We start from the raw sequence: 24,656 nt of genomic DNA, 5'->3' as shown, positions 1-24,656 counted from the left end.
CCCCAGTCCGTGATCCACTAAGCAGGATCGTACGTCACACCTTTGCCACAGCTTTTTGCCACCGCTAAGAATTGCCCTCGTCGCACAGCGCCGCGGATCCCGGATCCGAGCGGCGCTTTCCTGCGGCCCCCGCTATTCGAAGAGGTTGCCCCGCCATGTCTGCTTCCAGCACTCCCGGTCACAGTCGTCTGACGAAGGCACACAAGCTGTCCATTGCCGGCGTCGCCACGTTCAGTGCCGCCGCGCTCGCCTTCTCCCTGGTCCCGGCCGACGCCGCCGAGGCCACGGCGACCGTCGCCGCCCCCGTCGCCTGGACCCAGGTCGTCGACGGTGCGCAGACGAAGGCCGTACAGCAGAACCTCTCCGTGCAGCACGTCGTCGCCGACAAGCAGGCGAAGGACGCGGCGAAGGCCGAGGCCAAGGCGAAGGCCGAGGCCGACGCGAAGAAGGACCGCGAGCAGAAGGAGGCCGCGAGCCGCTCCGCCGCCCGCACCCCCGTCTTCGCGAACAACCTGGACGGCTGGATCAAGGAAGCCCTCTTCATCATGAAGAAGGAAGGCATTCCGGGCACCTACGCCGGCATCCACCGCAACATCATGCGCGAGTCCAGCGGCAACCCCATGGCGATCAACAACTGGGACATCAACGCCCAGAACGGCATCCCCAGCAAGGGTCTGCTCCAGGTCATCCTGCCGACCTTCAAGGCGTACCACGTCAAGGGCACCAAGTTCGACCAGTACGACCCGGTCGCCAACATCGTCGCCGCCTGCAACTACGCGGCCGACCGCTACGGCTCGATGGACAACGTCAACAGCGCCTACTAGGCCTCGCTGACACCCCCCATGCCACATGCGCCTCAGGGCGGCACCCGGATGTCCGGGTGCCGCCCTGAGGCGTTTTGCACGTACGGCGTTACTTGCCGGCCCGCATGACCTCGGGCTCGTGGCGGCGCAGCAGGCGCTGGACCAGGAAGCCGCAGGCGATGCCGAGGAGCAGCAGGATGGTGATGTTCAGGCTCCACTGGCCGACCGTGGCGTCCCAGAGCGGGTCGGTGTTGCTCGGGTTCTCCGCGTCCCACGGCGGCATGAGCTTGCCGAGGTTCAGCGTGGTGCCGGCGGCGGCGATGGCCCAGCGGGAGGGCATCAGCCAGGCGAACTGCTCCAGGCCCGGGGAGTCGTACACCTGGAAGAGGATGCCGGTGAACACGACCTGGACGATCGCGAACATGACCAGCAGCGGCATGGTCTTCTCGGCGGTCTTCACCAGCGAGGAGATCACCAGGCCGAACATCATCGAGGTGAAGCCGAGCGCGATGACCGACAGGCAGATCTCGACGGCCGGCGGCATGACCAGGCCCTCGGTGGGCAGGTCGCGCGGGAAGAAGCCGATCGCGCAGATGATCACGCCCTGGATGGCCGTGATGAAGCCGAGGACGATCACCTTCGACATGAGGTACGCGGACCGGTACAGGCCGGTCGCGCGCTCACGCTCGTAGATCACGCGTTCCTTGATCAGCTCACGGACCGAGTTGGCGGCGCCGGAGAAGCACATGCCGACCGCGAGGATCAGCATGATCGTGCCGGCGTCGCCGTTGAACCGGGACGGGGCGACCGGCGGGGCGAGGCCGAACTTCGCGGGGATCACCGTGGAGACCACGCCCAGGACCGCGGGCAGGAGCAGCATCAGGGCCATGAAGCCCTTGTCGGACGCGATCACCGAGACGTAGCGGCGGATCAGCGTCCACAGCTGCGAGCCCCAGCCCTGCGGGGTGCTCGGGCGCATCTGCTGGGCCGGCGGCATGGCCACCGACTGCGGGGCGACCGCGTCGAGGTCCGCGGCGTACAGCTGGTAGTGCTGGGAACCCTTCCAGCGGCCGGCCCAGTCGTAGTCGCGGTAGTTCTCGAAGGCCGAGAAGACGTCCGCCCACGTGCTGTAGCCGAAGAAGTTCAGCGCGTCGTCCGGCGGGCCGAAGTACGCGACCGAACCGCCCGGGGCCATGACCAGCAGCTTGTCGCAGATGGCCAGCTCGGCCACCGAGTGGGTGACGACGAGGACGGTGCGGCCGTCGTCGGCGAGGCCGCGCAGCAGCTGCATGACGTCGCGGTCCATGCCCGGGTCGAGGCCGGAGGTCGGCTCGTCCAGGAAGATCAGCGACGGCTTGGTGAGGAGCTCCAGGGCCACGGACACGCGCTTGCGCTGACCACCCGAGAGCGCGGTGATCTTCTTGTCCTTGTGGATGTCGAGCTTCAGCTCGCGCAGCACCTCGTCGATGCGGGCGGCGCGCTCGGCCTCGGCGGTGTCGCCGGGGAAGCGCAGCTTGGCCGCGTACTTGAGGGCCGTCCGTACGGTCAGCTCCTTGTGCAGGATGTCGTCCTGCGGGACCAGGCCGATGCGCTGGCGGAGCTCCGCGAACTGCTTGTACAGGTTGCGGTTGTCGTAGAGGACGTCGCCCTGGTCGGCGGGCCGGTAGCCGGTGAGCGCCTTGAGCAGGGTCGACTTGCCGGAGCCGGAGGGGCCGATGACGCCGATCAGCGACTTCTCCGGGACGCCGAAGGTGACGTCCTTGAGGATCTGCTTGCCGCCGTCGACGGTGACGGTGAGGTGGCGGGCCGAGAAGGAGACCTCGCCGGTGTCGACGAACTCCTCGAGGCGGTCGCCGACGATCCGGAACGTCGAGTGGCCGACGCCGACGATGTCGTTCGGACCGAGCAGCGCGGTGCCGGACTTGGGCAGCGGCTGGCCGTTGACGTAGGTGCCGTTGTGGCTGCCGAGGTCGTGGATCTCGAAGCGGCCGCCGGGCATCGAGCGGAACTCGGCGTGGTGGCGGGAGACCTGGAGGTCGGAGACCACCAGCTCGTTCTCCAGCGCACGGCCGATCCGCATGACGTGTCCCAGCGAGAGCTGGTGGAACGTCGTCGGGCTGCGGTCGCCGTACGCGGGTGCGCCGCCCTGCGCGGGGCGGGGCGCGGGCGCGGCGCCCTGCTGCTGCGGGAAGTGCTGCTGGGCCTGCGGCTGCGGGGCGTGCTGCTGCGCGTGCTGCTGCTGTGCGTGCTGCTGCTGCTCCCAGGCCTGCTGCTGGGGCTGCTGCTGCGGGGTCTGGTACCCCTGGGCCTGCGACTGGGCGTACGCCTGCGCCGGGGCCGCCTGCTGGGCCTGGGCCTGCTGCGGTACGGCGGCGGCGCTCAGGTTCAGCCGCGGGCCGTCGGTGGCGTTGCCCAGGTGGACCGGCGTGCCGGGCACGAGTTCGGTCTGCTGGACCCGGGCACCGTGCACGTACGTGCCGTTGGTGCTGCCGTGGTCCTCGATACCCCAACCACGGCCGTTCCAGGCGATGGTGGCGTGCCGCCACGACACCCGGGCGTCGTCGATCACCACGTCTCCCTGGGGGTCGCGCCCCAGCGAGTACGACCTGGACGGATCGAGCGTCCAGGTCCTTCCATTCAATTCCAGTACGAGTTCCGGCACTCCAGCCCCACTTAAGTCCCCCGAGAATCCCCCTGACGTCAGGGAGTCTAGGGATGGCGAACATCCGGGGGAACTATTTCAGGCCCGGGCCCACATGTGGAATCGGGGCCACGATGCGGCGTCTACGCCTGCCCGTTGACGGGGCCGAAAGTCACCCGGAGAGTGAGATACGGGACTTCTCGCCCGCTCGGCCCTGATCGGGGGAACCGCGTATGCCTGGTGTGCGTCGCGTTCGTTGGGGGGACGTGCTGCTGTCCGGCCTCGCCGCCGTGGGCTGGTCCCTGGCCGTGATGGCCGGGGTGGCCGGGTTGGGGCTGCACCTGCTGGGGGCCGACGCCCTCGGTGGTTCGCTCGGGGCGATGACGGCCGCCGTGGTGGTGCTGGCGGTCGGCGGGACGGTGACCCCCTCGGGTGACATGTCGGTCTTCGGGGTCGACGGGCCGGGCGCGGAGGGCTCTCTGGACGTCATGCCCTTGGGGGTGGCGCTGGCCGGGGCGCTGGTGCTGGCCTCGGTGTTCCTGCGCTCGCTGCGCGCCGGGGCGGCGGCGGGCGAGCTGGTGGCCCGGGTGACGGTGGTCGCGGGGCTGTTCGTGGCGACGGCGGGCGGGCTGGCGTGGGCCGGGCACGACGTGGTCACGGTGGACGGGCCGCGGCTGCCGGCGGTTCCGGCTCCGGTGAAGGTGCCGCCGAAGCTGGAGATCCCGGGGCTCGGGGACATCGGCGGGCTGCTGCCGGACCGCGTCGGGGAGCTGATCGAGACCCGGGCCCGGGTGGGCTTCTCGGTGGAGCTCTGGCCGACGCTGGTGGGTGCCGGGGTGTGGGTGGCGGTGGTGCTGGGCGTGGCGCTGCTGGTCTCGCGGCGCGGGCCGGCGGGGTGGGCGCGGCTGCGCCCGGCCGCCTCGGCTGTGGTGGCGGTACTGCTGGTGGCGGTGGCGGCCGGGCTGGCGGCGGCCGTGTGGGCGGCCGTTCGGGCGGAGCCCGGGGAGGAACGGCACGTGCTGGGGGCCGCGCTGCTCGGTGCGCCGAACGGGGCCTGGCTGGGCGTGCTGCTCGGGCTGTTCGTGCCGCTGCGCGGCCGGGCCACGGGGGCGCCGGCCCGGCTGCTGCCGGATCCGCTCGACGAGCTGCTGGTGGGGGCCGGCGCGCGGGAGCCGGTGACGGTGGCGCGGCTCGCGGAGTACGACGGGCGGGTGTGGCTGCTGGTGGCGGGGTCGGCCCTGCTGCTGCTCTGCGCGGGCGTACTGGCGGCCGTACGAAGTCCGGGGCGCGGGGTCGGGGAGTGCGCGGCGCGGCTGGCGGCGGCGACGGGGGTGGGGCTGGCGGTGCTGGTGGGGCTGACGGGGTTCTCGGCGGACGCCTCGCTCGCGGTGCTGGGCGTGGACGCCGTTGACGCCGGCGCTGAGCTGCGGGGGTCGGTGGTGTTCGCCCTCGCCCTGGGGGCGGCCTGGGGGGCGTTCGCCGGCGGCGCGGGCGCGGCCCTGACCCGGCGCGGCCGTCGGGCCGCCGCCCCGGGGTGGCCCGACGGTCCGGCGCGGCCGGGCGGGCCGCCTGCCTGGCCGGCTCCCGGCTGGGGCCCCGGCGCTGCGGGCCCTGACGCACCCACGGCCCCGTACGGGGCAGCCGCCCCGCAGCCGGGCCGCAGCCACGCCTGGGGCGCGGGCCCCGGGCCCGGCTCGTCCGGCGAAGCCGCGCCCGGCGGGGGTCCGGGGGCGGGTCCGGTGACGGACCCCGGGGCGGACGGCTCCTGGGACGTCACCGTCACCGGCATCCCACCCACGCCGCCCAGGCCGCCGCGCCGGCCGCCGTTCACCCCGCCCCCTCCCCCGCCCCCACCTCCGCCACCCAGCAGCTGAAGACGTGGGCCGGAACTCCAGCCGTCCGGCGTTTGAGGGCGGGGGTACCCCCGGACGGAGTCTGGGGGAGGGTCCGGGCGGAGCCCGGTTTCGGGAAGGGGCGGGGTGGGGGAAAGGCCCCGCGCAGCGGCCCGCACGCAAAGGGCCGCCGGGGCCGGCCGCGCGGCGGGGCACCTCCTCGGGCTCCGAACGTTTCCAGGGGGCGGAGGGCCGAGGGTGTTTGTGTTCGGAGCCCTGCGGGGGCGCCCCACCGCACACCCGACCCCGGCGGCGCGGCGGTATCACAGAGGTCGCACCGCCGCGCACCCGCGTTCGACGCCCTGCCGGGGCACCCCACCGCACACCCGACCCCGGCGGGGCTACGCCCGTAGGGTGGGACGGGGGTCCGGGAGTGGGGGTCGGGAAGATACGGTGAGAGCACCATGAGCGCATCGCAGACCTCCGACGTCCCCACCCTCCTCGTCAAGATCTTCGGCAAGGACCGTCCCGGGATCACCGCCGGGCTGTTCGACACCCTCGCCGCCTACTCCGTCGACGTGGTCGACATCGAGCAGGTCGTCACCCGTGGCCGCATCGTCCTGTGCGCCCTCGTCACCAAGCCCGCCGGCGGAGCCGAGGGCGAGCTGCGGGCCACCGTCCACAGCTGGGCCGAGTCGCTCAAGATGCAGGCCGAGATCCTCTCCGGCACCGGTGACAACCGGCCGCGCGGCAGTGGCCGTTCGCACGTCACCGTGCTCGGGCATCCGCTGACCGCCGAGTCCACCGCCGCCATCGCCGCCCGCATCACCGCGACCGGCGGCAACATCGACCGTATCTTCCGCCTGGCCAAGTACCCGGTGACGGCGGTGGAGTTCGCCGTATCCGGCACCGAGACCGAGCCGCTGCGCACCGCGCTGGCCACGGCCGCTTCGCAGATCGGTGTCGACGTGGCCGTGGTCTCGGCCGGGCTGCACCGCCGGGCGCAGCGCCTGGTCGTGATGGACGTGGACTCGACGCTGATCCAGGACGAGGTGATCGAGCTTTTCGCCGCGCACGCCGGCTGCGAGGCCGAGGTCGCCGAGGTGACCGAGCGGGCCATGCGCGGTGAGCTGGACTTCGAGCAGTCGCTGCACGCCCGTGTCGCGCTGCTCGCGGGTCTGGACGCCTCGGTCGTGGACAAGGTGCGGGCCGAGGTGCAGCTGACGCCGGGTGCGCGGACCTTGATCCGTACGCTCAAGCGGCTGGGCTACCAGGTGGGCGTGGTCTCCGGCGGTTTCACCCAGGTGACGGACGATCTGCGGGAGCGGCTGGGGCTGGACTTCGCCTCCGCCAACACGTTGGAGATTGTCGACGGGAAGCTCACGGGCAAGGTCACCGGCGAGATCGTGGACCGGGCGGGCAAGGCCCGGCTGCTGCGCCGGTTCGCCGCCGAGGCCGGGGTGCCGCTGGCCCAGACGGTGGCCATCGGCGACGGTGCCAACGACCTGGACATGCTGAACGCGGCCGGGCTGGGCGTGGCCTTCAACGCCAAGCCGGTGGTGCGCGAGGCCGCGCACACGGCGGTGAACGTGCCCTTCCTGGACGCGGTGCTGTACCTGCTCGGGATCACCCGCGAGGAGGTCGAGGCCGCCGACCTGGCGTGACCTCGTAGGACACAAGAGCGGGCCCCGGCTGCCGGGGCCCGTTCGTGTTCAGTGGCCCTTGGGGGTCCAGTAGTCGAGCAGCGTGCCCACTCCGTGCTCCAGGGACTTCCACGAGCCTGTGAAGGAGACGACGGCGAGCGCCGCGGTCGGGAATCCGGTACGGGTCATGCGCGCGAGGGTGTCGTCCTTCGCCCGTCCGGAGAGGGCGTCGGCAAGGGCGTGCATGCCGGGGTTGTGCCCGATGACGAGGAGGTCGGCCACCTCGTCGGAGGTCTCGTTCAGCAGGGCGATGAGCTCGCCGAGCGAGGCGTCGTAGAGCCGTTCCTCGTAGTGGGTCTTCGGCCGGTGCGGCATTTCCTGGACGGCGAGCTTCCACGTCTCGCGCGTGCGGGCGGCGGTGGAGCAGAGGGCCAGGTCGAAGGCGATGCCGGTTTCGGCGAGCTTCAGACCGACGGCCGGCGCGTCCTTGCGGCCTCGTTCCGCCAGCGGGCGGTCGTGGTCGGACACCTGGGGCCAGTCGGCCTTGGCGTGCCGGAGGAGGGCGATCCTGCGGGGTGTGTCGGCGCTCATGGCTCCCAGCTTCGCATGAAACGGGGCGTGCGGCGCAGGGTGTTGAAGGGGTCAGGCGACGGCGCGCAGGAGCTCCTGCGCGACCTGGACCAGCGCCGGGTCCTCGCCGGTGGCGGCCTCGGCCTGGCCCGATCCGGCGAGGAGCAGCAGGAGGAGCCCGAAGGCGAGGGCGGGCAGTGCCAGCGCCCACCAGTGCAGCCGGGCGTCCGCGCCGAAGCGTGTGGTGGCGGGTGGGCGGGCGCGGGTGTGCGTGGGGACCGACATGCCTACGAATCTATGGATCCGGGGCGGCCGTTCCCATCCGGGGCACACCCCACTTCACCCTGAGCCTGACCCCCTAGGGGTGGTGGGGTTACCCCCACCTCAGGGGGAGGCGAGCGTCGCGATGACCGCGATGACCACGGTCACGGCGAGCATCGCGCCGAGGACGAGGCCGAGCTTCTTGTGGCCGTTCTGCGGGTTGGGTTCAAGTACGGGCGACATGCCGATCAGTCTCGCATGCCGCATTCGTCCTCGATCGTGCGGTCCCGGCCGGCCAGCACGCCCAGCGCGATCTGCGGTACGAGGATGCCCGCCATCACCGCGAGCGGGAGGTCCCAGCCTCCGCTGTGCTGGTAGAGGGCGCCGATCAGGAGCGGGCCGGGGATGGAGAGGAGGTAGCCGGTGCTCTGGGCGAAGGCGGAGAGCTTGACGACCCCGGCCGGGGTCTTGGCGCGCAGCCCGATGAGGGTGATGACGAGCGGGAAGGCGCAGTTGGACACGCCGAGCAGGATCGCCCAGGCCCAGGCGCCGGCGACGGGGGCGAGGTACAGCCCGAGGTAGCCGGTGAGGCCGAAGACGCCGAGGGTGGCGGCGATGGCGCCCTGGTTCTTCATCCGGCCGGCGAGGCCGGGGATGACGAAGGCGAGGGGGACGCCCATGACCATGGTGACGGCGAGCAGCACGCCGGCCGTGGAGGCGGAGACCCCGGCGTCGCGGAAGATCTGCGGGAGCCAGCCCATGGTGATGTACGCGCCGGTGGCCTGGAGGGCGAAGTAGCAGGCCAGCGCCCAGGCGGTGCGGCTGCGGACGACGCTGGGGCCGGTGCTCGCGGTGGCCGGGGCGGCGGCCGCCGCCCCGCGCTCCTCCTTGCGGGAGGCGCGGGCGACGGGCAGCCACGGGAGTACGGCGATGACCGCGAGCCCGGCCCACAGGACGAGGCCGGTACGCCAGCTGCCGCCGAGGGCCTCGGTCAGCGGGACGGTCCCGGCGGCGGCGAGGGAGGTGCCGGCGGCCAGGGCCATGGAGTACAGGCCGGTCATGGTGCCGACCTTCTCCGGGAACCAGCGCTTGACGATGACCGGGAGCAGGACGTTGGTCAGGGCTATGCCGGCCAGTGCCAGGGCGCTGGCGGCGAGGAACCCGGCGGCGTTGCTCGCGAAGGCGCGGATCAGCAGGCCCGCGGCGACGGCGGCCATGCCGGCGCAGACGACGGCGGCCGGGCCGAAGCGGCGGGAGAGCCGGGGTGCGGTGACGCCGAAGACGGCGAAGCAGAGCGCGGGGACGGAGGTGATCAGTCCGGCGACGGTGCCGCTCATGCCGAGGCCCTCGCGGGTCTCCTCGAACAGGGCGCCCAGGCTGGTGATGGCGGGCCGCAGGTTGAGGGCGGCCAGCACGATGCCGACGATGAGCACGGGGCCGAGCCAGGCCGGCTGCGCCGGTGCCTGCCGGGGGGGCGCGGCAGCGGCGGTCAGGTCGCGGGGCTGGATTTCTTCGTCGAGCATTCAACCATCATAGAATCATGGGATGATTGGTTGTCCAGTCATTTCTGTGTAAGCCACACGCGCCTTCGAGAGGACCCCATGCCCCTGACCTCGCCCCGGCGCTCCGCACTCGTCGACCAGGTGATCGCCCAGCTGAGGAACCAGATCACCTCCGGCGAGTGGCCGGTCGGCTCCCGCATCCCCACCGAGCCGGAGCTGGTGGAGCTGCTGGGCGTCGCCCGCAACACCGTGCGCGAGGCCGTGCGGGCGCTGGCGCACAACGGGCTGCTGGACATCCGGCAGGGTTCGGGTACGTACGTCCTGGCCACCAGCGAGCTGGCCGGCGTGATGCACCGCCGCTTCGCCGGGGCCGATCCGCGGCACATCGCCGAGCTGCGCTCCACGCTGGAGTCCTCGGCGGCCCGGCTGGCGGCGGAGCGGCGCAGCGAGCGCGACCTCGTACAGCTGGACGCACTGCTGGCGCGGCGCGAGGAGGCCTGGGCGGGCGGGGACGCGGAGGTGTTCGTCGCGGCGGACGTGAGCCTGCACATGGCCGTGGTGACGGCCTCGCACAACGACGTGCTCATCGAGCTGTACGCGGACCTCGGCGATCTGGTGGCCGACTGGCTGCGCACGGACGTCGGAACGGAGCTGCGCCCGGAGGCCCATCTGGACCACTCCCGGCTGATCGAGGCGATCCGGCGGGGCGACGGGGACGCGGCGGCCTCGGAGGCGGCGGGCTATCCGTTCGTCTGCCTCGGCAAGGCACCCCCTGGGGACCTCACGGCCGCTGGTGGCTGACCCAGGCCGAGCGGACTTCCTTCCAGCAGCGGCTGACGAGCTCGACGCGGCCGGCCGGGCCGACGGCCACGGCGGCGCTGTCGCCGTCCAGGTCCCACCAGCGGTCGCATTCGACGTGCAGCCGCACCATGTCGGTCTCCGGGTAGCCGTTGTGGCAGCGCGCCGTCACCTGTGAGCCCGAGATCTCGGTGTCGCAGTCGGCACCGAAGAGCTCCTTGGCCGGGGGCCGGGCGGGCTGTACGGGCGGCTCGGCGGGGATCTCGGCGAGGTCGACGACGGCGGGGACCCCCTCGGGACCGGACGCGGACTCCTCCCCACTGGACTGGGCGGCCGCCCCGGGGATCAGGAGTCCGGTCAGGATCACGGCTGTGACCAGGAGCGATACCGCTCCGCTCGGCCTCGCGCGCACTCCCGTACCTCCTCCCCGCAGGAGCCGGGAAGATCCCGACTTGGCCAGTTTGCAGGCATCTGTCCCGCTTTTCGACTCGGGAAGATCCGATCAGCCGGTGAACATCCGATCGAACGCGCACGGAAAACGGCGGCGGCCGCGCCTCCCCCAGAGGGAAGCGCGGCCGCCGCCGTACGTGCTCGGGACCGGTCAGGCACCCATCGCGTGCAGGCCGCCGTCCACGTGGACGATCTCGCCGGTGGTCTTCGGGAACCAGTCCGACAGCAGTGCCACGACGCCGCGGCCCGTGGGCTCCGGGTCGGTCATGTCCCACTCCAGCATGGAGCGCTGGTTCCAGACGTCGGCCAGCTCCGAGAAGCCCGGGATGGACTTCGCGGCCATCGAGCCGAGCGGACCGGCCGAGACCAGGTTGCAGCGGATGTTCTCCTTGCCCAGGTCACGGGCGAGGTAGCGGCTGGTGGCCTCCAGGGCCGCCTTGGCCGGGCCCATCCAGTCGTACTGCGGCCAGGCGAACTGCGCGTCGAAGGTGAGGCCGACGACGGCCGCGCCCTCCGCCGGGAACAGCGGCTTGCAGGCCATGGTCAGCGACTTCAGCGAGAACGCCGAGACGTGCATGGCGGTGGCCACCGACTCGAACGGCGTGTTCAGGAAGTTGCCGCCGAGGGCGTCCTGCGGGGCGAAGCCGATCGAGTGGACGACGCCGTCGAGGCCGCCGAGCTCGTCACGGACGAGGCCCTCGAGGCGGTCGAGGTGCTCCTGGTTGGTGACGTCGAGCTCGATCACCTTGACCGGCTTGGGCAGCTTCTTGGCGATGCGCTCGGTCAGCGACGGGCGCGGCCACGCGGTGAGGATGACCTCGGCGCCCTGCTCCTGGGCCAGCTTGGCGGTGTGGAAAGCGATGGACGACTCCATCAGCACCCCGGTGATGAGGATGCGCTTGCCCTCGAGAATTCCGCTCATGGTGATCAGTGACCCATGCCCAATCCGCCGTCAACGGGAATGACGGCTCCGGTGATGTACGCGGCGTCGTCGGACGCCAGGAAGCTCACGGCCGCCGCGATCTCCTCGGGCTGCGCGTATCGGCCGAGCGGCACCTGGCCGACGATGCCGGCGCGCTGCTCGTCGGTGAGCACCTTCGTCATGTCGGTGTCCACGAAGCCGGGGGCGACGACGTTGAAGGTGATGTTGCGCGAGCCCAGCTCACGGGCGAGCGAGCGGGCGAAGCCGACGAGCGCGGCCTTGGAGGCGGCGTAGTTGGCCTGGCCCGCCGAGCCGAGGAGGCCGACGACCGAGGAGATCAGGACGACGCGGCCCTTCTTGGCGCGGAGCATGCCGCGGTTCGCGCGCTTGACCACCCGGAAGGTGCCGGTGAGGTTGGTGTCGACGACCGACGAGAAGTCCTCCTCGGACATGCGCATCAGCAGCGTGTCCTTGGTGATGCCGGCGTTGGCCACGAGCACCTCGACCGCGCCGTGCGCGTCCTCGACCTGCTTGTAGGCCTGCTCCACCTGCTCGGAGTCGGTGATGTCGCAGCGGACCGCCAGAACGCCGAGCGAGGTGAGCTCCTGCGGCGGCTCACCCGACCGGTACGTGATCGCGACCTTGTCTCCGGCCTCCGCGAAGGCTCGGGCGATGGCGAGGCCAATGCCCCGGTTACCTCCGGTGACGAGAACCGAGCGGCTCAACGGATCACCCTTTCGCTAGCGGTCTGAATACCGAAAACCTATAGGGCCGGTCCCCCGTACGGAGAATCGACCTCCGACAGGGCCTTGCGACGGGCTCTGTCGAGTCCCTACAGAAAGATGTAGGCACACGCGCCTCGATCGCGACATGATCGGAGCGACCGGCCCCGACCCCGGGAGGACTTCCGTGCCCCATTCCATCGACGCGGCCTTCACCGCGCTGCCCTTGCGGGCGCTCGCCGACGCGGCGCTCGCCCGGGCCCGTGCGCTGGGCTCCGAGCACGCCGACTTCCGGCTGGAGCGCGTCCGCAGCGCGTCCTGGCGCCTGCGGGACGCCAAGCCCTCCGGCGGGTCCGACACCACCGACCTCGGGTACGCGGTCCGGGTCGTGCACGGGGGCAGCTGGGGGTTCGCCTCCGGCGTGGACCTGACGATGGACGGCGCCGCCAAGGTGGCCTCGCAGGCCGTGGCCATGGCCAAGCTGTCGGCGCAGGTGATCAAGGCGGCCGGGTCCGACGAGCGGGTGGAGCTCGCCGAGGAGCCGGTCCACTCGGAGCGGACCTGGATCTCCGCCTACGACGTGAACCCCTTCGACGTGCCGGACTCCGAGAAGGCGGCGCTGCTCGCCGACTGGAGCTCGCGGCTGCTGGCCGCCGAGGGCGTCGCGCACGTGGACGCCTCGCTGCTCGCCGTGCACGAGAACAAGTTCTACGCCGACACCGCGGGCACCGTGACCACGCAGCAGCGCGTGCGGATCCACCCGCAGCTCACCGCGGTCGCCGTCAACGGCACGACCGGCGAGTTCGACTCGATGCGCACCATCGCCCCGCCCGCCGGGCGCGGCTGGGAGTACCTGACGGGCACCGGCTGGGACTGGAACTCCGAGCTGGAGCAGATCCCCGGCCTGCTCGCCGAGAAGATGCGGGCGCCGAGCGTGCAGGCCGGCCGCTACGACCTGGTCGTGGACCCCTCGAACCTGTGGCTCACCATCCACGAGTCCATCGGCCACGCCACCGAGCTCGACCGGGCGCTGGGCTACGAGGCCGCGTACGCGGGGACCTCCTTCGCCACCTTCGACCAGCTGGGCAAGCTCAAGTACGGCTCCCCGATCATGAACGTGACGGGTGACCGCACCGCCGAGCACGGGCTGGCCACCATCGGCTTCGACGACGAGGGCGTCGAGGCGCAGAGCTGGGACCTGGTCAAGGACGGCACCCTGGTCGGCTACCAGCTGGACCGGCGGATCGCGAAGCTGACCGGCCTCGGCCGCTCCAACGGCTGCGCCTACGCCGACTCCCCCGGGCACGTGCCCGTCCAGCGCATGGCGAACGTGTCCCTCCAGCCGGATCCGGGCGGGCTGTCCACCGAGGACCTGATCGGCGGGGTGGAGCGCGGGATCTACGTGGTCGGCGACCGCTCCTGGTCGATCGACATGCAGCGCTACAACTTCCAGTTCACCGGGCAGCGGTTCTTCCGCATCGAGAACGGCAAGCTGGCCGGTCAGCTGCGCGACGTCGCCTACCAGGCCACGACCACCGATTTCTGGGGCTCGATGGAGAAGGTCGGCGGCCCGCAGACCTACGTCCTGGGCGGCGCCTTCAACTGCGGCAAGGCCCAGCCGGGCCAGGTCGCGTCGGTCTCGCACGGCTGCCCGTCCGCGCTGTTCCGCGACGTGAACATCTTGAACACCACGCAGGAGGCCGGCCGATGAGCCCGCGTACGAAGCCCCACGAGATCGTCGAGCGCGCCCTGGAGCTCTCCACCGCCGACGGCTGTGTCGTCATCGCCGACGAGGAGTCCACCGCCAATCTGCGCTGGGCGGGCAACGCCCTGACCACGAACGGCGTCACCCGCGGCCGCACCCTCACCGTCATCGCCACGGTCGACGGCAAGGAGGGCACGGCCTCGGGGGTCGTCTCGCGCTCCGCCGTCACCGCCGAGGACCTGGAGCCGCTGGTACGGGCCGCCGAGGCGGCCGCGCGGGGGGCCGGGCCCGCCGAGGACGCCCAGCCGCTGGTGACCGCGACCCCGGTGTCGCCGGACTTCACCGACGCCCCGGCGGAGACCTCCTCCGCGGTGTTCGCCGACTTCGCGCCCGCCCTCGGCGAGGCCTTCGCCCGGGCCCGCGCGGGCGGCCGGGAACTGTACGGCTTCGCCAACCACGAGCTCGTCTCCACGTACGTCGGCACCTCGGCGGGCCTGCGGCTGCGCCACGACCAGCCCAAGGGCACCCTGGAGCTCAACGCGAAGTCCCCGGACCGGCAGCGCTCGGCGTGGGCCGGCCGGGCCACCCGGGACTTCAAGGACGTGGACCCGATCACGCTGGACGCGGAGCTCGCCGTACGCCTGGGCTGGGCGGAGCGGAAGATCGACCTGCCGGCCGGGCGGTACGAGACGCTGCTGCCGCCGACGGCCGTGGCGGACCTGCTGATCTACCAGATGTGGTCGGCGACGGCCCGGGACGCGGTGGAGGGCCGTACGGTCTTCTCCAAGCCCGGCGGCGGCACCCGCATCGGCGAGAAGCTGTCCGAGCTGCCGCTGACCCTGCGCAGCGACCCGAACGCGCCCGGCCTGGAGTCCGCGCCGTTCGTCATCGCGCACAGCTCCGGGGACGACGCCTCGGTCTTCGACAACGGCCTGCCGGTCCCGGCGACCGAGTGGATCCGGGACGGCGAGCTGGCCCGGCTGACCACGACCCGGCACACCGCCGGGCTGACCGGGCTGCCGCTCTCCCCCTCGTTCGGGAACCTGATCCTGGACGGCGGCGGGGACAAGTCCCTCGACGAGATGGTGGCCGCCACCGAGCGGGGTCTGCTGCTGACCTGCCTCTGGTACATCCGCGAGGTCGACCCGGCCACCCTGCTGCTCACGGGCCTGACCCGGGACGGCGTCTACCTGGTGGAGAACGGGCAGGTCGTCGGCGAGGTCAACAACTTCCGGTTCAACGAGTCCCCGGTGGACCTGCTGTCGCGGGCGACGGAGGCCGGACGGACCGAGAAGACCCTGCCGCGCGAGTGGGGCGACTGGTTCACCCGGGCCGCGATGCCGGCTGTCCGCATCCCGGACTTCAACATGAGTTCGGTGAGTCAGGGCGTCTGACCGGCCTAGACTGATCTCTTGCAACTAAGTGTTGCAACTTCCATCCCCTGAAGGAGTCGAGAGACCGTGACGGACATCGTCGACGAGCTGAAGTGGCGCGGGCTTTTCGCCCAGTCCACCGACGAAGAGGCCCTGCGCAAGGCGTTCGCGGACGGTCCCGTCACCTTCTATTGCGGCTATGACCCGACCGCGGCCTCGCTGCACGTCGGGCACCTGGTCCAGGTGCTCACGATGCGTCGGCTCCAGCTGGCCGGCAACCGGCCGCTGGCGCTGGTCGGCGGGGCCACCGGGCAGATCGGCGACCCGCGCCCGACCGCCGAGCGCACCCTGAACGACCCCGCGGTCATCGCGGAGTGGGTGAACCGGCTGCGCTCGCAGATCGAGCCGTTCCTGTCCTTCGAGGGCGAGAACGCGGCGGTCATGGTGAACAACCTGGACTGGACGGCGGGCATGTCCGCCATCGAGTTCCTGCGGGACATCGGCAAGCACTTCCGCGTCAACAAGATGCTGACGAAGGACTCGGTCGCCAAGCGGCTGGAGTCCGACCAGGGCATCAGCTACACGGAGTTCAGCTACCAGCTGCTCCAGGGCATGGACTTCCTGGAGCTGTACCGGCGCCACGGCTGCACCCTCCAGCAGGGCGGCTCCGACCAGTGGGGCAACCTGACGGCCGGCCTCGACCTGATCCACCGGGTCGAGCCGGAGGCGCACGTCCACGCGATGGCGACGCCGCTGATGGTCAAGGCGGACGGCACCAAGTTCGGCAAGACCGAGGGCGGGGCCGTGTGGCTCGACCCGGAGATGACCACGCCGTACGCGTTCTACCAGTTCTGGCTGAACGTGGACGACCGCGACATCTCCACCTACATGCGGATCCTGTCCTTCCAGAGCCGTGAGGAGCTGGAGGCACTGGAGGCGCAGACCGCCGAGCGGCCGCAGGCACGCGCCGCGCAGCGGGCGCTGGCCGAGGAGCTGACGACGCTGGTGCACGGCGCCGACCAGTGCGCCGCCGTGATCGCCGCGTCGAAGGCGCTGTTCGGTCAGGGCGAGCTGGCGGACCTGGACGAGGCCACGCTGGCCGCGGCCCTGTCGGAGCTGCCGCACGCCAAGGTGACGGAGCCGGGCCTGGTCGTCGACCTGCTCGCGGAGACGGGCCTGGTCGCGAGCAAGTCGGCCGGGCGCCGGACCATCAAGGAGGGCGGCGCCTACGTGAACAACGTGAAGGTCACCGCCGAGGACGCGGTCCCCGCCAAGGAGGACCTGATCCACGGGCGCTGGCTGGTGCTGCGCCGCGGCAAGAAGAACCTGGCCGCGGTGGAGGTCACGGGCGCCTGACGCCCCGTCGCGAGCCGCGCAGCACGGTGGAGGGGCCGGTACGGACAATGAGTCCGGCCGGCCCCTCCGCCGTGTTCCGATGCGCGCTCAGGTCATCTGGCGCTTGCCGCCGCGCATCGATTTGTAGGCCATTTCGCCGAGGCCGACCACGAGGACGGCTCCCGCGAGTTGCAGCAGGTGGCGGGTCCAGTCGATGCCCCTGGTGTCGGCCACGCCGATCCAGGTGGCGACGGCATTGCCGAGGACCGAGCCGATGATGCCGAAGAGGGTGGTCAGCCAGAGGGGCTGGTGCTGCTTGCCCGGCAGAATGGCCTTGGCTATCAGGCCCAGCACGAAACCGACGATGATCGCCCACAACCAAGACATGTCGAGCCCTCCTCCTGGCGCGTTGTGCGCACGTGGGCCCAGTCTCGACCCGTCCGGCGTAGCTCGCATTTCGGGCGGCCCCATTCGGAGCAGTCCCGGGGGCACCCGCCCTCCTCCCGGCCGGGGGCGCGGCGTACGGTGGGAGGCGGTCCGGACCGGGGAGTGTCCGGCGGGTGATCGGGTGGTGGAGCGGTGGCACGGACGAAGCGGCAGAAGCGGAACGGGGCAGAGGTCTTCCGGATCACCGGGGCCCGGATGGCCCTCGCGGAGGACGTGCGGGGCCGGCAGCGGCGGTACGTGATCTCGATGGGGATCAGGACCCTGTCGGTCATCGCGACGGTGCTCCTGTGGAACGTGCAGCGTCCTGTGGCGATCGTGACGCTGGTGGCGGGCGCCCTGCTGCCCTACGTCGCGGTGGTCATCGCCAACGCGGGGCGCGAGTCGACGCCCTCGCTGCCCTCCCACTTCATCCCGGCGCCTGTGCGGCCCGCACTGGACGCGGGAAACCTCAGGAAAAGCTCAGATCAATCATGAAGTTCCGCTGCACCGCAGCGGGTCCTGCGTGACATACTGCCTACGCGCTCCGCATCCCCCGTCGGAGCGACGGGACCGACGCCGGGCAGCTCCCCCCGTGGCTGCTCGGCGTCGCCTTTCCGTTCTAGGGTTGTGCGGTGAACTCTCCCGATAACCCCACCGACGAAATCCCCACCTGCTCCGCCAAGGGCTGCCGCGACGCGGCCGTCTGGGTCCTGGCGTGGAACAACCCGAAGCTGCACACGCCCGAGCGGCGCAAGACGTGGCTGGCGTGCGAGGAACACCGCGAACACCTGTCCCAGTTCCTGGGGGTCCGCGGTTTCCTCAAGGACGTCGTGAAGCTCGACGAGTGGGTGCAGCCGGAGGGCTCGGAACGCTGACCGGCCCTGCGGGCTAGCCGCCGATCGCCGACATGGGGCGGTCGGGCTGCAGGAAGGACGGGTCGTCGAGGCCGGACCCGGCCTTCTTGCCCCACATCGCGACCTTCCAGAGCCGGGCGATCTCCTCGTCCGGGGCGCCCGAGCGCAGCGCGGCGCGCAGGTCCGACTCCTCGGTGGCGAAAAGGCACGTACGGACCTGGCCGTCGGCCGTGAGCCGGGTGCGGTCGCAGGCGCCGCAGAACGGGCGGGTGACCGAGGCGATGACGCCGACGGTGGCCGGGCCGTCGTCGACCACCCAGCGCTCGGCCGGGGCGGAGCCGCGCTCCTCCGAGCCTTCCTCGGTGAGGGAGAAGCGGGTGCGCAGGGACTCCAGGATGTCACCGGCGGTGATCATGCCGTCGCGCTTCCAGCCGTGCTGGGCGTCGAGCGGCATCTGCTCGATGAAGCGGAGCTCGTACTCGTTCTCCACGGCCCAGGCCAGCAGGTCGGGGGCCTCGTCGTCGTTCAGGCCGGGCATCAGGACGGCGTTGACCTTGACGGGGGTCAGGCCCGCCTCGCGGGCCGCGGCCATGCCGTCGATGACGTCCTTGTGCCGGTCGCGGCGGGTGAGGGTCTTGAAGACGTCGGGCCGCAGGGTGTCGAGGGAGACGTTCACCCGGTCCAGGCCGGCCGCCTTCAGGGCCTGCGCGGTGCGCTTGAGGCCGATGCCGTTGGTGGTGAGGGACATCTTGGGACGGGGCTCGAGGGCCGCGCACTGCTCGACGATCCCGACCAGACCGGGGCGGAGCAGCGGCTCGCCGCCGGTGAAGCGCACCTCGGTGATGCCGAGCTGGGTGACCGCGATGCGGATCAGCCGGACGATCTCGTCGTCGCTGAGCAGGTCGGACTTGCCGAGCCACTGCAGTCCCTCTTCGGGCATGCAGTAGGTACAGCGCAGATTGCACCGGTCCGTGAGCGAGACGCGCAGGTCAGTGGCCACGCGGCCGTAGGTGTCGAGAAGCACAGTGGGCCCCCTCCCCTGTCCGGAAGTAGGTCTACGCGCGAGATTGGATCTACTTCACGCGTTCTATTTCGAGACTACGTGACGCACGTGTCCGGTAGACGCGCACGAATGAACGAGACGTAACGCGGCCGCGTCGTAGAGAACTACGACGCGGCCACGCTGGGTGTTCGGACGATGTCAGTGAGCCCCTGTTCCGGTGAGGGAGCGCACCTCCAGCTCGGCGAACTTCTGCGGGTCGGCCTTCTCCTTGGACAGGACGGTTCCCAGCCAGCCCAGCAGGAAGCCGAGCGGGATGGAGATGATGCCGGGGTTCTCCAGCGGGAACCAGTAGAAGTCGGCGTCCTTGAACATGGAGGTCGGCTTGCCGGAGACGACCGGGGAGAAGAGCACCAGGCCGACCGCCGAGATCAGGCCGCCGTAGATCGACCAGAGCGCGCCCTGGGTGCTGAAGCGCTTCCAGAAGAGGCTGTAGAGGATCGTCGGCAGGTTGGCGGAGGCGGCGACCGCGAAGGCGAGCGCGACCAGGCCGGCCACGTTCATGTCGCGGGCCAGCGCCCCGAGGCCGATGGCGACGGCGCCGATCACGACGGTGGACCAGCGGGCGGCGCGCACCTCCTCCTTCTCGGTGGCGTTCCCCTTGCGGATCACGTTGACGTACAGGTCGTGCGCGAAGGACGAGGAGGAAGCGAGGGTGAGTCCCGCGACCACGGCGAGGATGGTGGCGAAGGCGACCGCGGAGATCACGGCGAGCAGGATCGCGCCGCCGGTGGAGCCCGCGCCGCCGCCGACCTCCTGGGCGAGCAGCGGGGCGGCCGTGTTGCCCGCCTTGTTCGACGCCAGGATGTCGGCGCGCCCCAGCAGGGCGGCCGCGCCGAAGCCCAGGGCGATGGTCATCAGGTAGAAGGCGCCGATGATGCCGATGGCCCAGTTCACGGACTTCCGGGCGGCCTTGGCCGTGGGCACGGTGTAGAAGCGGATCAGGATGTGCGGCAGGCCGGCGGTGCCCAGGACCAGGGCGAGGCCGAGCGAGATGAAGTCCAGCTTGGTGAGCGAGTCCTTGCCGTACTTGAGTCCGGGCTCCAGGAACTTCGTGCCCTGGCCGCTGTTCTCGGCTGCCTGGCCGAGCAGTGCGGAGATGTTGAAGTTGAACTTCAGCAGCACCAGGAAGGTGATCAGCAGGGCGCCCGCGATCAGCAGGACGGCCTTGATCATCTGGACCCAGGTGGTGCCCTTCATGCCGCCGACGGTCACGTAGAGGATCATCAGGACGCCGACGAGCGCGACGACCGCCACCTTGCCGCCGTCACTGGTGATGCCGAGGAGCAGCGAGACGAGCACGCCCGCGCCGGCCATCTGGGCGAGCAGGTAGAAGATCGAGACCACGATGGTGGAGGTGCCGGCAGCGGTGCGGACGGGCCGCTGGCGCATCCGGTACGCGAGGACGTCGCCCATCGTGTAGCGGCCGGAGTTGCGCAGCGGCTCGGCGACGAGCAGCAGGGCGACCAGCCAGGCGACGAGGAAGCCGATGGAGTAGAGGAAGCCGTCGTAGCCGAAGAGGGCGATGGCTCCGGCGATGCCGAGGAAGGACGCGGCGGACATGTAGTCGCCGGAGATGGCGAGCCCGTTCTGGAAGCCGGTGAACTGGCGGCCGCCCGCGTAGAAGTCGGCGGCGTCCTTGGTCTGGCGGCCGGCCCAGATCGTGATGATCAGGGTGGCGACGACGAACAGCCCGAACAGGGTGATGATCAGCGGACGGTGCTCGCCGGCACCCGCCGCGAGCGTGGTCGAGTGGAGCGCACCGCTCATTCCCCGGCCTCCATCCGCGCCTTGATGGCCGAGGCCTTCGGGTCGAGCTTGGAGGCCGCGTGGCGCGAGTACAGCCAGGCGATGAGGAAGGTCGTCGCGAACTGGGCGAGGCCGAGCACGAGGGCGACGTTGATGTTGCCGAAGAGCTTGGTCCCCATGAAGCCGCCCGCGTAGTTGGACAGCAGCACGTAGAGCAGGTACCAGGCGATGAAGGCCACGGTGAGCGGGAAGGCGAAGGAGCGGTAGGAGCTGCGCAGTTCGGCGAACTCGGCGCTCTGCTGGACGCTCGCGAAATCATCGGCCGTGGGGCCCGCCGTTGGCGTTCCCGCGCTGCCCGGCGGCGGCGCTGCTTCGGTGGTCACGGGGGAATCTCCTTGTGACGCTGGTGCGGTGGGGAAGACGGACAAAACAACCTCCGTGCGGGGGGACGGTGGTGCTGATCCCCCCTGTCAACGGCACGGACGGCGTGTCGCGACGGTTCAACACCCACTGATTCTTCGGGAACTGATTTCTCGAACTGATGGCGCAGAGGGGAACGAAAACGCTAGGTTCGCCTGTCATGAACCCGTCCGTCGCGACCGCGTACGGACGGCTTTTTCAAGGATGATGTGGAGAACCCATGGCTCATCTGGGATCCGGCCGCCGGCGTGCTCTCGCCGTACCGGTCGGCCTGGCGCTCACCGCCTCGCTCGCCTTCCTGCCCTCGGTCGCGGCGTCAGCCGCTCCGCTGGGCAACACGGCGGACGGGGCCGCGGCTTCGAAGGCCGGAACCACCGGCCCCGAGCTGTCGTACGTGGCGAACCTGAACACGTATGCCACGGTGCAGGCGGCGAAGAAGGCCATCGAGCGGGCCGGCGGAACGGTGGTGACGGCCTATGAGCAGATCGGGGTCGTCGTCGCGCACTCCCAGAACCCCGACTTCGCCAAGACGCTGCGCGCCAACCGCGGCCTGTTCACCTCGGTCGGCGCCACCCGTACGGCACCCCTCCAGCCGGTGCAGACCACCGACGAGGGCGCCACGCAGCAGCTGAGCGCGGCGGACGCCGCCAAGGCGGCAGCGGCGGCCCAGGAGGGTCAGGAGCCGCTGGAGCCCAACCAGTGGGACCTGCGGACGATCAAGGCCGATCAGGCTCACAAGATCAACGATGGCAGCCAGGACGTCACGGTGGGCGTCATCGACACGGGTGTCGACGACACTCACCCCGATCTCGCGCCGAACTTCTCCAAGGAGCAGTCGGCCAACTGCGTCGGCGGCGTCGCCGACACCACCGAGGGCGCCTGGCGTCCGTACGCGAACGGCAGCGACCACGGCACGCACGTGGCCGGCACCATCGCGGCCCCGCGCAACGGCGTCGGCATCAGCGGTGTCGCGCCCGGCGTGAAGATCGCCGCGATCAAGGTGAGCGAGCCGGGGACCAGCCTCTTCTACACCGAGGCGGTCGTCTGCGGCTTCATGTTCGCCGCCGAGAAGGGGATCGAGGTGACCAACAACAGCTACTACGTCGACCCCTGGCTCTACAACTGCAAGTCGGACGACGACCAGAAGGCGCTGGTGGAGGCCATCGGACGGGCCACCAAGTACGCCGAGCGCAAGGGCACGCTGCACGTGGCCTCGGCCGGCAACTCCAACCACGACCTGGCCGGCGACTCGATCCTCGACGACTCCAGCCCGAACGACACGACCCCGGGGCCGCGCACCATCGACCCCAAGGTCTGCCTGGACCTGCCCACCCAGCTCCCGGGCGTGGTCACGGTGTCGGCGACGGGTGACAAGGGCCTGAAGTCGTACTACTCCAGCTACGGCCTCGGCGTCGTGGACGTCGCCGGCCCCGGCGGCGACAAGTGGCAGATCCCGGCCACCCCGGACGCCAACGGCCGCGTGCTGTCGACCGTCCTGGGCGGCGGCTACGGCTACAAGCAGGGCACCTCGATGGCCGCCCCGCACGTCGCGGGCGTCGCGGCGCTGCTCAAGAGCGCCCACCCGTCGGCCACGCCTTCGCAGATCCAGGCGATGCTGAAGGCCCAGGCGACGAAGGCGGAGTGCCCGGCGCAGATATACAACAGCGCGGGCACCCTGGTCGACGCCACCACCTGCCAGAGCAAGTGGGGCCAGACGGGCTACTACGGCTACGGCGTGGTCGACGCGCTGAAGGCCGTCAAGTAACCGGCTGATACGAAGAGGGGCCGGGCGGGGATCACCCCACCCGGCCCTTCCCCGTACGCGCGCCGGGCCGTCAGGGCTTGATCAGGACCTTGAGCGCGCTGCGGTTGTCCATCGCGCGGTAGCCGTCCGGGACCTCGTCCAGGGAGACCGCCCGGTCGAAGACGGGCGCCGGGTCGATCGCGCCGCTGAGCACGTCCGCCAGCAGCTCCGGGATGTACGCGCGGACCGGGGCGACGCCGCCGCGCAGGGTGATGTTGCGGTCGAACATCACGCCGAGATCGAGGCCGGTGCCGCTGCCGTGCGGGACGCCGACGTAGCCGATGGCCCCGCCGTCGCGGGTGATGTTCACGGCGGTGCGCATGGACTGCTCGGTGCCGACGGCCTCGATCACCGCGTGCGCGCCCTGGCCGCCGGTGAGCTCGCGGACGGCCGCCTCGGCCGCCTCGCCGCGCTCGGCGACGACGTCGGTGGCGCCGAACAGCTTCGCGATGTCCGTACGGGCCGCGTGGCGGCCCAGTGCGATGATCCGGTCGGCGCCGAGCCGCTTAGCCGCGAGGACGCCGCACAGGCCGACCGCGCCGTCGCCGACGACGGCGACCGTGGAGCCCTTGCGCACGCCGGCGCCCAGCGCCGCGTGGTGGCCGGTGCCCATGACGTCGGAGAGCGCGAGCAGCCCGGTCAGCAGGTGGTCGTCGGAGACCGCGTCGGCGGGCAGCTTCACCAGGGTGCCGTCCGCGTGCGGGACGCGGACGGCCTCGCCCTGGCCGCCGTCGTGGCCGACCGAGCCCCAGAAGCCGCCGTGCACGCAGGAGGTGTACAGGCCCTCGGAGCAGTAGTCGCAGGTGCCGTCGGACCACATGAAGGGGGCGACGACGAGGTCCCCTGCCTTCAGCCCGCTCACCGCGGAGCCGGTCTCCTCGACGACACCGAGGAACTCGTGGCCGATCCGCTGGCCGGGCTGCCGCTCGGCCTCGCCGCGGTAGGCCCACAGGTCGCTGCCGCAGATGCAGGCGCGCAGGACGCGGACGACGGCGTCCTCGGGGCGCTGGATCGCGGCGTCGGGCACCTCCTCCACGCGGATGTCGTGCGGGGCGTGGATGACGGTGGCGCGCATGGTGGTGCAGTCCTCCGGCTCGGGGATTGGTTGAGTCTTGTAAGACTCCCCCTACCGTACGCCTGCTTCCCGGCTGGTCGCGCCGGTGGCGAGGAGGTACTGGGCCGCGATGTACGTGGCCATGATCCAGAAGTCCGGCCGGGGCAGCTGGGGCCATTCGGCGACCCCGGTGGCGATGAGGGTGTCGGAGAGCAGGAACAGCGCCCCGCCGATCCCGGCCCGCGGGCCCAGCGCGCTGGCGCGGTAGGCCATGGCGGTGAGCAGCAGGCTGTAGCCGGCGACCGGGATGCGCAGGTCCGCCGGGAGGTCCGCCCAGAGCATCGTGACGGTCCCGACGAGCGCGAGCACGTACGCGCCCCCGAGCAGCGGGTTCGCGGCGCGCTTGCCGAAGAGCACGAGGTAGCAGACGTGCCCGGCGGCGAAGGAGCCCATGCCCACGAGGAAGGCGGGCTCGGCGTCGAAGAGCAGGGCCAGGTCTCCGCCCCAGCCGAACAGCAGGGCGGCGACCAGCAGGGCGGCGACCAGCAGGCGGGGCGCGCCGCCGCGCGCGATCACGTACGCGACGAGCAGCGGCATCAGCAGCGGCTTGGCGATGACGTGGCCGAGGTGCCAGCCCGCGAGCAGCGAGCCGAGGTCGACGGCGGTGGCCAGCGCGAAGCCGATGAGCGCGATGCGCCCGAGTCGTGCATGGCGTGCCGCCCGGCGGTCCTG

24 protein-coding genes are annotated in these 24,656 nt (G+C 71.3%); 10 read left to right on the top strand and 14 right to left on the bottom strand.

Annotated features, from left to right (window positions below; translation table 11 throughout):
* Positions 1–155 precede the first annotated feature (155 nt).
* On the top strand, positions 156–824 hold the full coding sequence (locus AB0O21_RS24150) for a transglycosylase SLT domain-containing protein (protein WP_365173737.1): 669 nt from the start codon (positions 156–158) through the stop codon (positions 822–824).
* A gap of 88 nt (positions 825–912) precedes the next feature.
* Here the strand turns inward: AB0O21_RS24150 and AB0O21_RS24145 are convergent, their stop codons facing one another.
* Positions 913–3,465 (bottom strand): FHA domain-containing protein, encoded by a 2,553-nt coding sequence (locus AB0O21_RS24145; RefSeq protein ID WP_365173735.1) that lies wholly within the window; start codon positions 3,463–3,465, stop codon positions 913–915.
* Positions 3,466–3,677: 212 nt separating this feature from the next.
* Here AB0O21_RS24145 and AB0O21_RS24140 point away from each other — a divergent pair, with 212 nt between their 5' ends.
* Positions 3,678–5,318 (top strand): streptophobe family protein, encoded by a 1,641-nt coding sequence (locus tag AB0O21_RS24140; RefSeq protein WP_365173732.1) that lies wholly within the window; start codon positions 3,678–3,680, stop codon positions 5,316–5,318.
* Positions 5,319–5,740: 422 nt separating this feature from the next.
* On the top strand, positions 5,741–6,940 hold the full coding sequence (serB, locus tag AB0O21_RS24135; protein ID WP_365173730.1) for a phosphoserine phosphatase SerB: 1,200 nt from the start codon (positions 5,741–5,743) through the stop codon (positions 6,938–6,940).
* 48 nt (positions 6,941–6,988) lie between these two features.
* Here the strand turns inward: serB and AB0O21_RS24130 are convergent, their stop codons facing one another.
* The 4 genes from AB0O21_RS24130 to AB0O21_RS24115 all read right to left on the bottom strand — a co-directional run bounded on the left by AB0O21_RS24130 (position 6,989) and on the right by AB0O21_RS24115 (position 9,273).
* Positions 6,989–7,510, bottom strand: a complete 522-nt coding sequence (locus AB0O21_RS24130) for a histidine phosphatase family protein (RefSeq protein ID WP_365173728.1) — start codon at positions 7,508–7,510, stop codon at positions 6,989–6,991.
* A 51-nt stretch (positions 7,511–7,561) separates the two neighbouring features.
* Positions 7,562–7,774: a hypothetical protein gene (locus AB0O21_RS24125; RefSeq protein ID WP_365173726.1), complete on the bottom strand. Its 213-nt coding sequence runs from the start codon at positions 7,772–7,774 to the stop codon at positions 7,562–7,564.
* Between the two features lie 99 nt (positions 7,775–7,873).
* Complete coding sequence (locus AB0O21_RS24120) at positions 7,874–7,993, bottom strand: SGM_5486 family transporter-associated protein (protein ID WP_365173724.1); 120 nt, start codon at positions 7,991–7,993, stop codon at positions 7,874–7,876.
* Positions 7,994–7,998: 5 nt separating this feature from the next.
* The gene (locus AB0O21_RS24115; protein ID WP_365173721.1) at positions 7,999–9,273 is read right to left on the bottom strand and encodes an MFS transporter; all 1,275 of its coding nucleotides are present in this window, start codon (positions 9,271–9,273) and stop codon (positions 7,999–8,001) included.
* 78 nt (positions 9,274–9,351) lie between these two features.
* Here AB0O21_RS24115 and AB0O21_RS24110 point away from each other — a divergent pair, with 78 nt between their 5' ends.
* The gene (locus AB0O21_RS24110) at positions 9,352–10,053 is read left to right on the top strand and encodes a FadR/GntR family transcriptional regulator (protein WP_365173719.1); all 702 of its coding nucleotides are present in this window, start codon (positions 9,352–9,354) and stop codon (positions 10,051–10,053) included.
* Here the strand turns inward: AB0O21_RS24110 and AB0O21_RS24105 are convergent.
* The 3 genes from AB0O21_RS24105 to fabG all read right to left on the bottom strand — a co-directional run bounded on the left by AB0O21_RS24105 (position 10,034) and on the right by fabG (position 12,147).
* Positions 10,034–10,462: a hypothetical protein gene (locus AB0O21_RS24105; RefSeq protein ID WP_365173717.1), complete on the bottom strand. Its 429-nt coding sequence runs from the start codon at positions 10,460–10,462 to the stop codon at positions 10,034–10,036. The two genes, AB0O21_RS24110 and AB0O21_RS24105, sit on opposite strands and share 20 nt — an antisense overlap.
* Positions 10,463–10,651: 189 nt before the next feature.
* Positions 10,652–11,422, bottom strand: a complete 771-nt coding sequence (gene fabI, locus AB0O21_RS24100) for an enoyl-ACP reductase FabI (protein ID WP_365173715.1) — start codon at positions 11,420–11,422, stop codon at positions 10,652–10,654.
* Positions 11,423–11,427: 5 nt separating this feature from the next.
* Positions 11,428–12,147 carry a 3-oxoacyl-[acyl-carrier-protein] reductase gene (gene fabG, locus AB0O21_RS24095; RefSeq protein WP_365173713.1) on the bottom strand — a complete coding sequence of 240 codons (720 nt, stop codon included), beginning with the start codon at positions 12,145–12,147 and terminating at the stop codon, positions 11,428–11,430.
* A 184-nt stretch (positions 12,148–12,331) separates the two neighbouring features.
* Between fabG and AB0O21_RS24090 the strand changes: the two genes are divergently transcribed.
* The 3 genes from AB0O21_RS24090 (at position 12,332) to tyrS (ending at position 16,578) form a co-directional block, all read left to right on the top strand.
* Complete coding sequence (locus tag AB0O21_RS24090) at positions 12,332–13,855, top strand: TldD/PmbA family protein (protein WP_365173710.1); 1,524 nt, start codon at positions 12,332–12,334, stop codon at positions 13,853–13,855.
* A complete protein-coding gene (locus AB0O21_RS24085) occupies positions 13,852–15,243 on the top strand; it encodes a metallopeptidase TldD-related protein (protein WP_365173708.1) in 1,392 nt (463 codons plus the stop codon). The genes AB0O21_RS24090 and AB0O21_RS24085 overlap by 4 nt, the downstream gene beginning before the upstream one ends.
* A gap of 66 nt (positions 15,244–15,309) precedes the next feature.
* Positions 15,310–16,578: a tyrosine--tRNA ligase gene (tyrS, locus tag AB0O21_RS24080; protein WP_365173705.1), complete on the top strand. Its 1,269-nt coding sequence runs from the start codon at positions 15,310–15,312 to the stop codon at positions 16,576–16,578.
* 87 nt (positions 16,579–16,665) lie between these two features.
* Here tyrS and AB0O21_RS24075 read toward each other — a convergent pair whose 3' ends face one another.
* Positions 16,666–16,944: a GlsB/YeaQ/YmgE family stress response membrane protein gene (locus AB0O21_RS24075; protein ID WP_365173703.1), complete on the bottom strand. Its 279-nt coding sequence runs from the start codon at positions 16,942–16,944 to the stop codon at positions 16,666–16,668.
* Between the two features lie 192 nt (positions 16,945–17,136).
* Here AB0O21_RS24075 and AB0O21_RS24070 point away from each other — a divergent pair, with 192 nt between their 5' ends.
* On the top strand, positions 17,137–17,478 hold the full coding sequence (locus tag AB0O21_RS24070) for a DUF3099 domain-containing protein (protein ID WP_365173701.1): 342 nt from the start codon (positions 17,137–17,139) through the stop codon (positions 17,476–17,478).
* A 137-nt stretch (positions 17,479–17,615) separates the two neighbouring features.
* Complete coding sequence (locus AB0O21_RS24065) at positions 17,616–17,858, top strand: hypothetical protein (RefSeq protein WP_365173698.1); 243 nt, start codon at positions 17,616–17,618, stop codon at positions 17,856–17,858.
* Positions 17,859–17,871: 13 nt separating this feature from the next.
* Here AB0O21_RS24065 and moaA read toward each other — a convergent pair whose 3' ends face one another.
* The 3 genes from moaA to AB0O21_RS24050 form a co-directional block, all read right to left on the bottom strand.
* Complete coding sequence (moaA, locus tag AB0O21_RS24060; protein WP_365173696.1) at positions 17,872–18,861, bottom strand: GTP 3',8-cyclase MoaA; 990 nt, start codon at positions 18,859–18,861, stop codon at positions 17,872–17,874.
* 177 nt (positions 18,862–19,038) lie between these two features.
* Positions 19,039–20,667, bottom strand: coding sequence for a cation acetate symporter (locus AB0O21_RS24055; protein ID WP_365173694.1), 1,629 nt, complete (start codon positions 20,665–20,667; stop codon positions 19,039–19,041).
* Entirely contained in the window at positions 20,664–21,029 is a 366-nt protein-coding gene (locus tag AB0O21_RS24050) for a DUF485 domain-containing protein (protein ID WP_365173692.1), read from the bottom strand. Before AB0O21_RS24050 ends, AB0O21_RS24055 begins: the two co-directional genes overlap by 4 nt.
* A 257-nt stretch (positions 21,030–21,286) precedes the next feature.
* Between AB0O21_RS24050 and AB0O21_RS24045 the strand changes: the two genes are divergently transcribed.
* Positions 21,287–22,831, top strand: coding sequence for a S8 family serine peptidase (locus AB0O21_RS24045; RefSeq protein WP_365173690.1), 1,545 nt, complete (start codon positions 21,287–21,289; stop codon positions 22,829–22,831).
* Between the two features lie 70 nt (positions 22,832–22,901).
* Here AB0O21_RS24045 and AB0O21_RS24040 read toward each other — a convergent pair whose 3' ends face one another.
* Both AB0O21_RS24040 and AB0O21_RS24035 read right to left on the bottom strand, forming a co-directional pair.
* Complete coding sequence (locus AB0O21_RS24040) at positions 22,902–23,945, bottom strand: zinc-dependent alcohol dehydrogenase family protein (protein WP_365173687.1); 1,044 nt, start codon at positions 23,943–23,945, stop codon at positions 22,902–22,904.
* Between the two features lie 51 nt (positions 23,946–23,996).
* Positions 23,997–24,608, bottom strand: coding sequence for a lysoplasmalogenase (locus tag AB0O21_RS24035; RefSeq protein WP_365173788.1), 612 nt, complete (start codon positions 24,606–24,608; stop codon positions 23,997–23,999).
* Between the last annotated feature and the right edge of the window lie 48 nt (positions 24,609–24,656).

Origin of the sequence: Streptomyces sp. NPDC091371 (assembly GCF_040684275.1) — a bacterium.
Taxonomy (GTDB): domain Bacteria; phylum Actinomycetota; class Actinomycetes; order Streptomycetales; family Streptomycetaceae; genus Streptomyces.
The sequence above is the reverse complement of the archived record's forward strand: the minus strand, read 5'-3'. Positions and strand labels throughout refer to the sequence as shown.

Bases quoted from the DNA above. Each gene is read 5' to 3' on its own strand.
- AB0O21_RS24150 (WP_365173737.1), top strand. From the start codon at position 156: ATGTCTGCTTCCAGCACTCCCGGTCACAGTCGTCTGACGAAGGCACAC.
- fabI (WP_365173715.1), bottom strand. From the start codon at position 11,422: ATGAGCGGAATTCTCGAGGGCAAGCGCATCCTCATCACCGGGGTGCTG.
- serB (WP_365173730.1), top strand. From the start codon at position 5,741: ATGAGCGCATCGCAGACCTCCGACGTCCCCACCCTCCTCGTCAAGATC.
- AB0O21_RS24125 (WP_365173726.1), bottom strand. From the start codon at position 7,774: ATGTCGGTCCCCACGCACACCCGCGCCCGCCCACCCGCCACCACACGC.
- AB0O21_RS24075 (WP_365173703.1), bottom strand. From the start codon at position 16,944: ATGTCTTGGTTGTGGGCGATCATCGTCGGTTTCGTGCTGGGCCTGATA.
- AB0O21_RS24055 (WP_365173694.1), bottom strand. From the start codon at position 20,667: ATGAGCGGTGCGCTCCACTCGACCACGCTCGCGGCGGGTGCCGGCGAG.
- AB0O21_RS24040 (WP_365173687.1), bottom strand. From the start codon at position 23,945: ATGCGCGCCACCGTCATCCACGCCCCGCACGACATCCGCGTGGAGGAG.
- AB0O21_RS24045 (WP_365173690.1), top strand. From the start codon at position 21,287: ATGGCTCATCTGGGATCCGGCCGCCGGCGTGCTCTCGCCGTACCGGTC.
- AB0O21_RS24120 (WP_365173724.1), bottom strand. From the start codon at position 7,993: ATGTCGCCCGTACTTGAACCCAACCCGCAGAACGGCCACAAGAAGCTC.
- AB0O21_RS24130 (WP_365173728.1), bottom strand. From the start codon at position 7,510: ATGAGCGCCGACACACCCCGCAGGATCGCCCTCCTCCGGCACGCCAAG.
- AB0O21_RS24110 (WP_365173719.1), top strand. From the start codon at position 9,352: ATGCCCCTGACCTCGCCCCGGCGCTCCGCACTCGTCGACCAGGTGATC.
- AB0O21_RS24085 (WP_365173708.1), top strand. From the start codon at position 13,852: ATGAGCCCGCGTACGAAGCCCCACGAGATCGTCGAGCGCGCCCTGGAG.
- AB0O21_RS24115 (WP_365173721.1), bottom strand. From the start codon at position 9,273: ATGCTCGACGAAGAAATCCAGCCCCGCGACCTGACCGCCGCTGCCGCG.
- AB0O21_RS24140 (WP_365173732.1), top strand. From the start codon at position 3,678: ATGCCTGGTGTGCGTCGCGTTCGTTGGGGGGACGTGCTGCTGTCCGGC.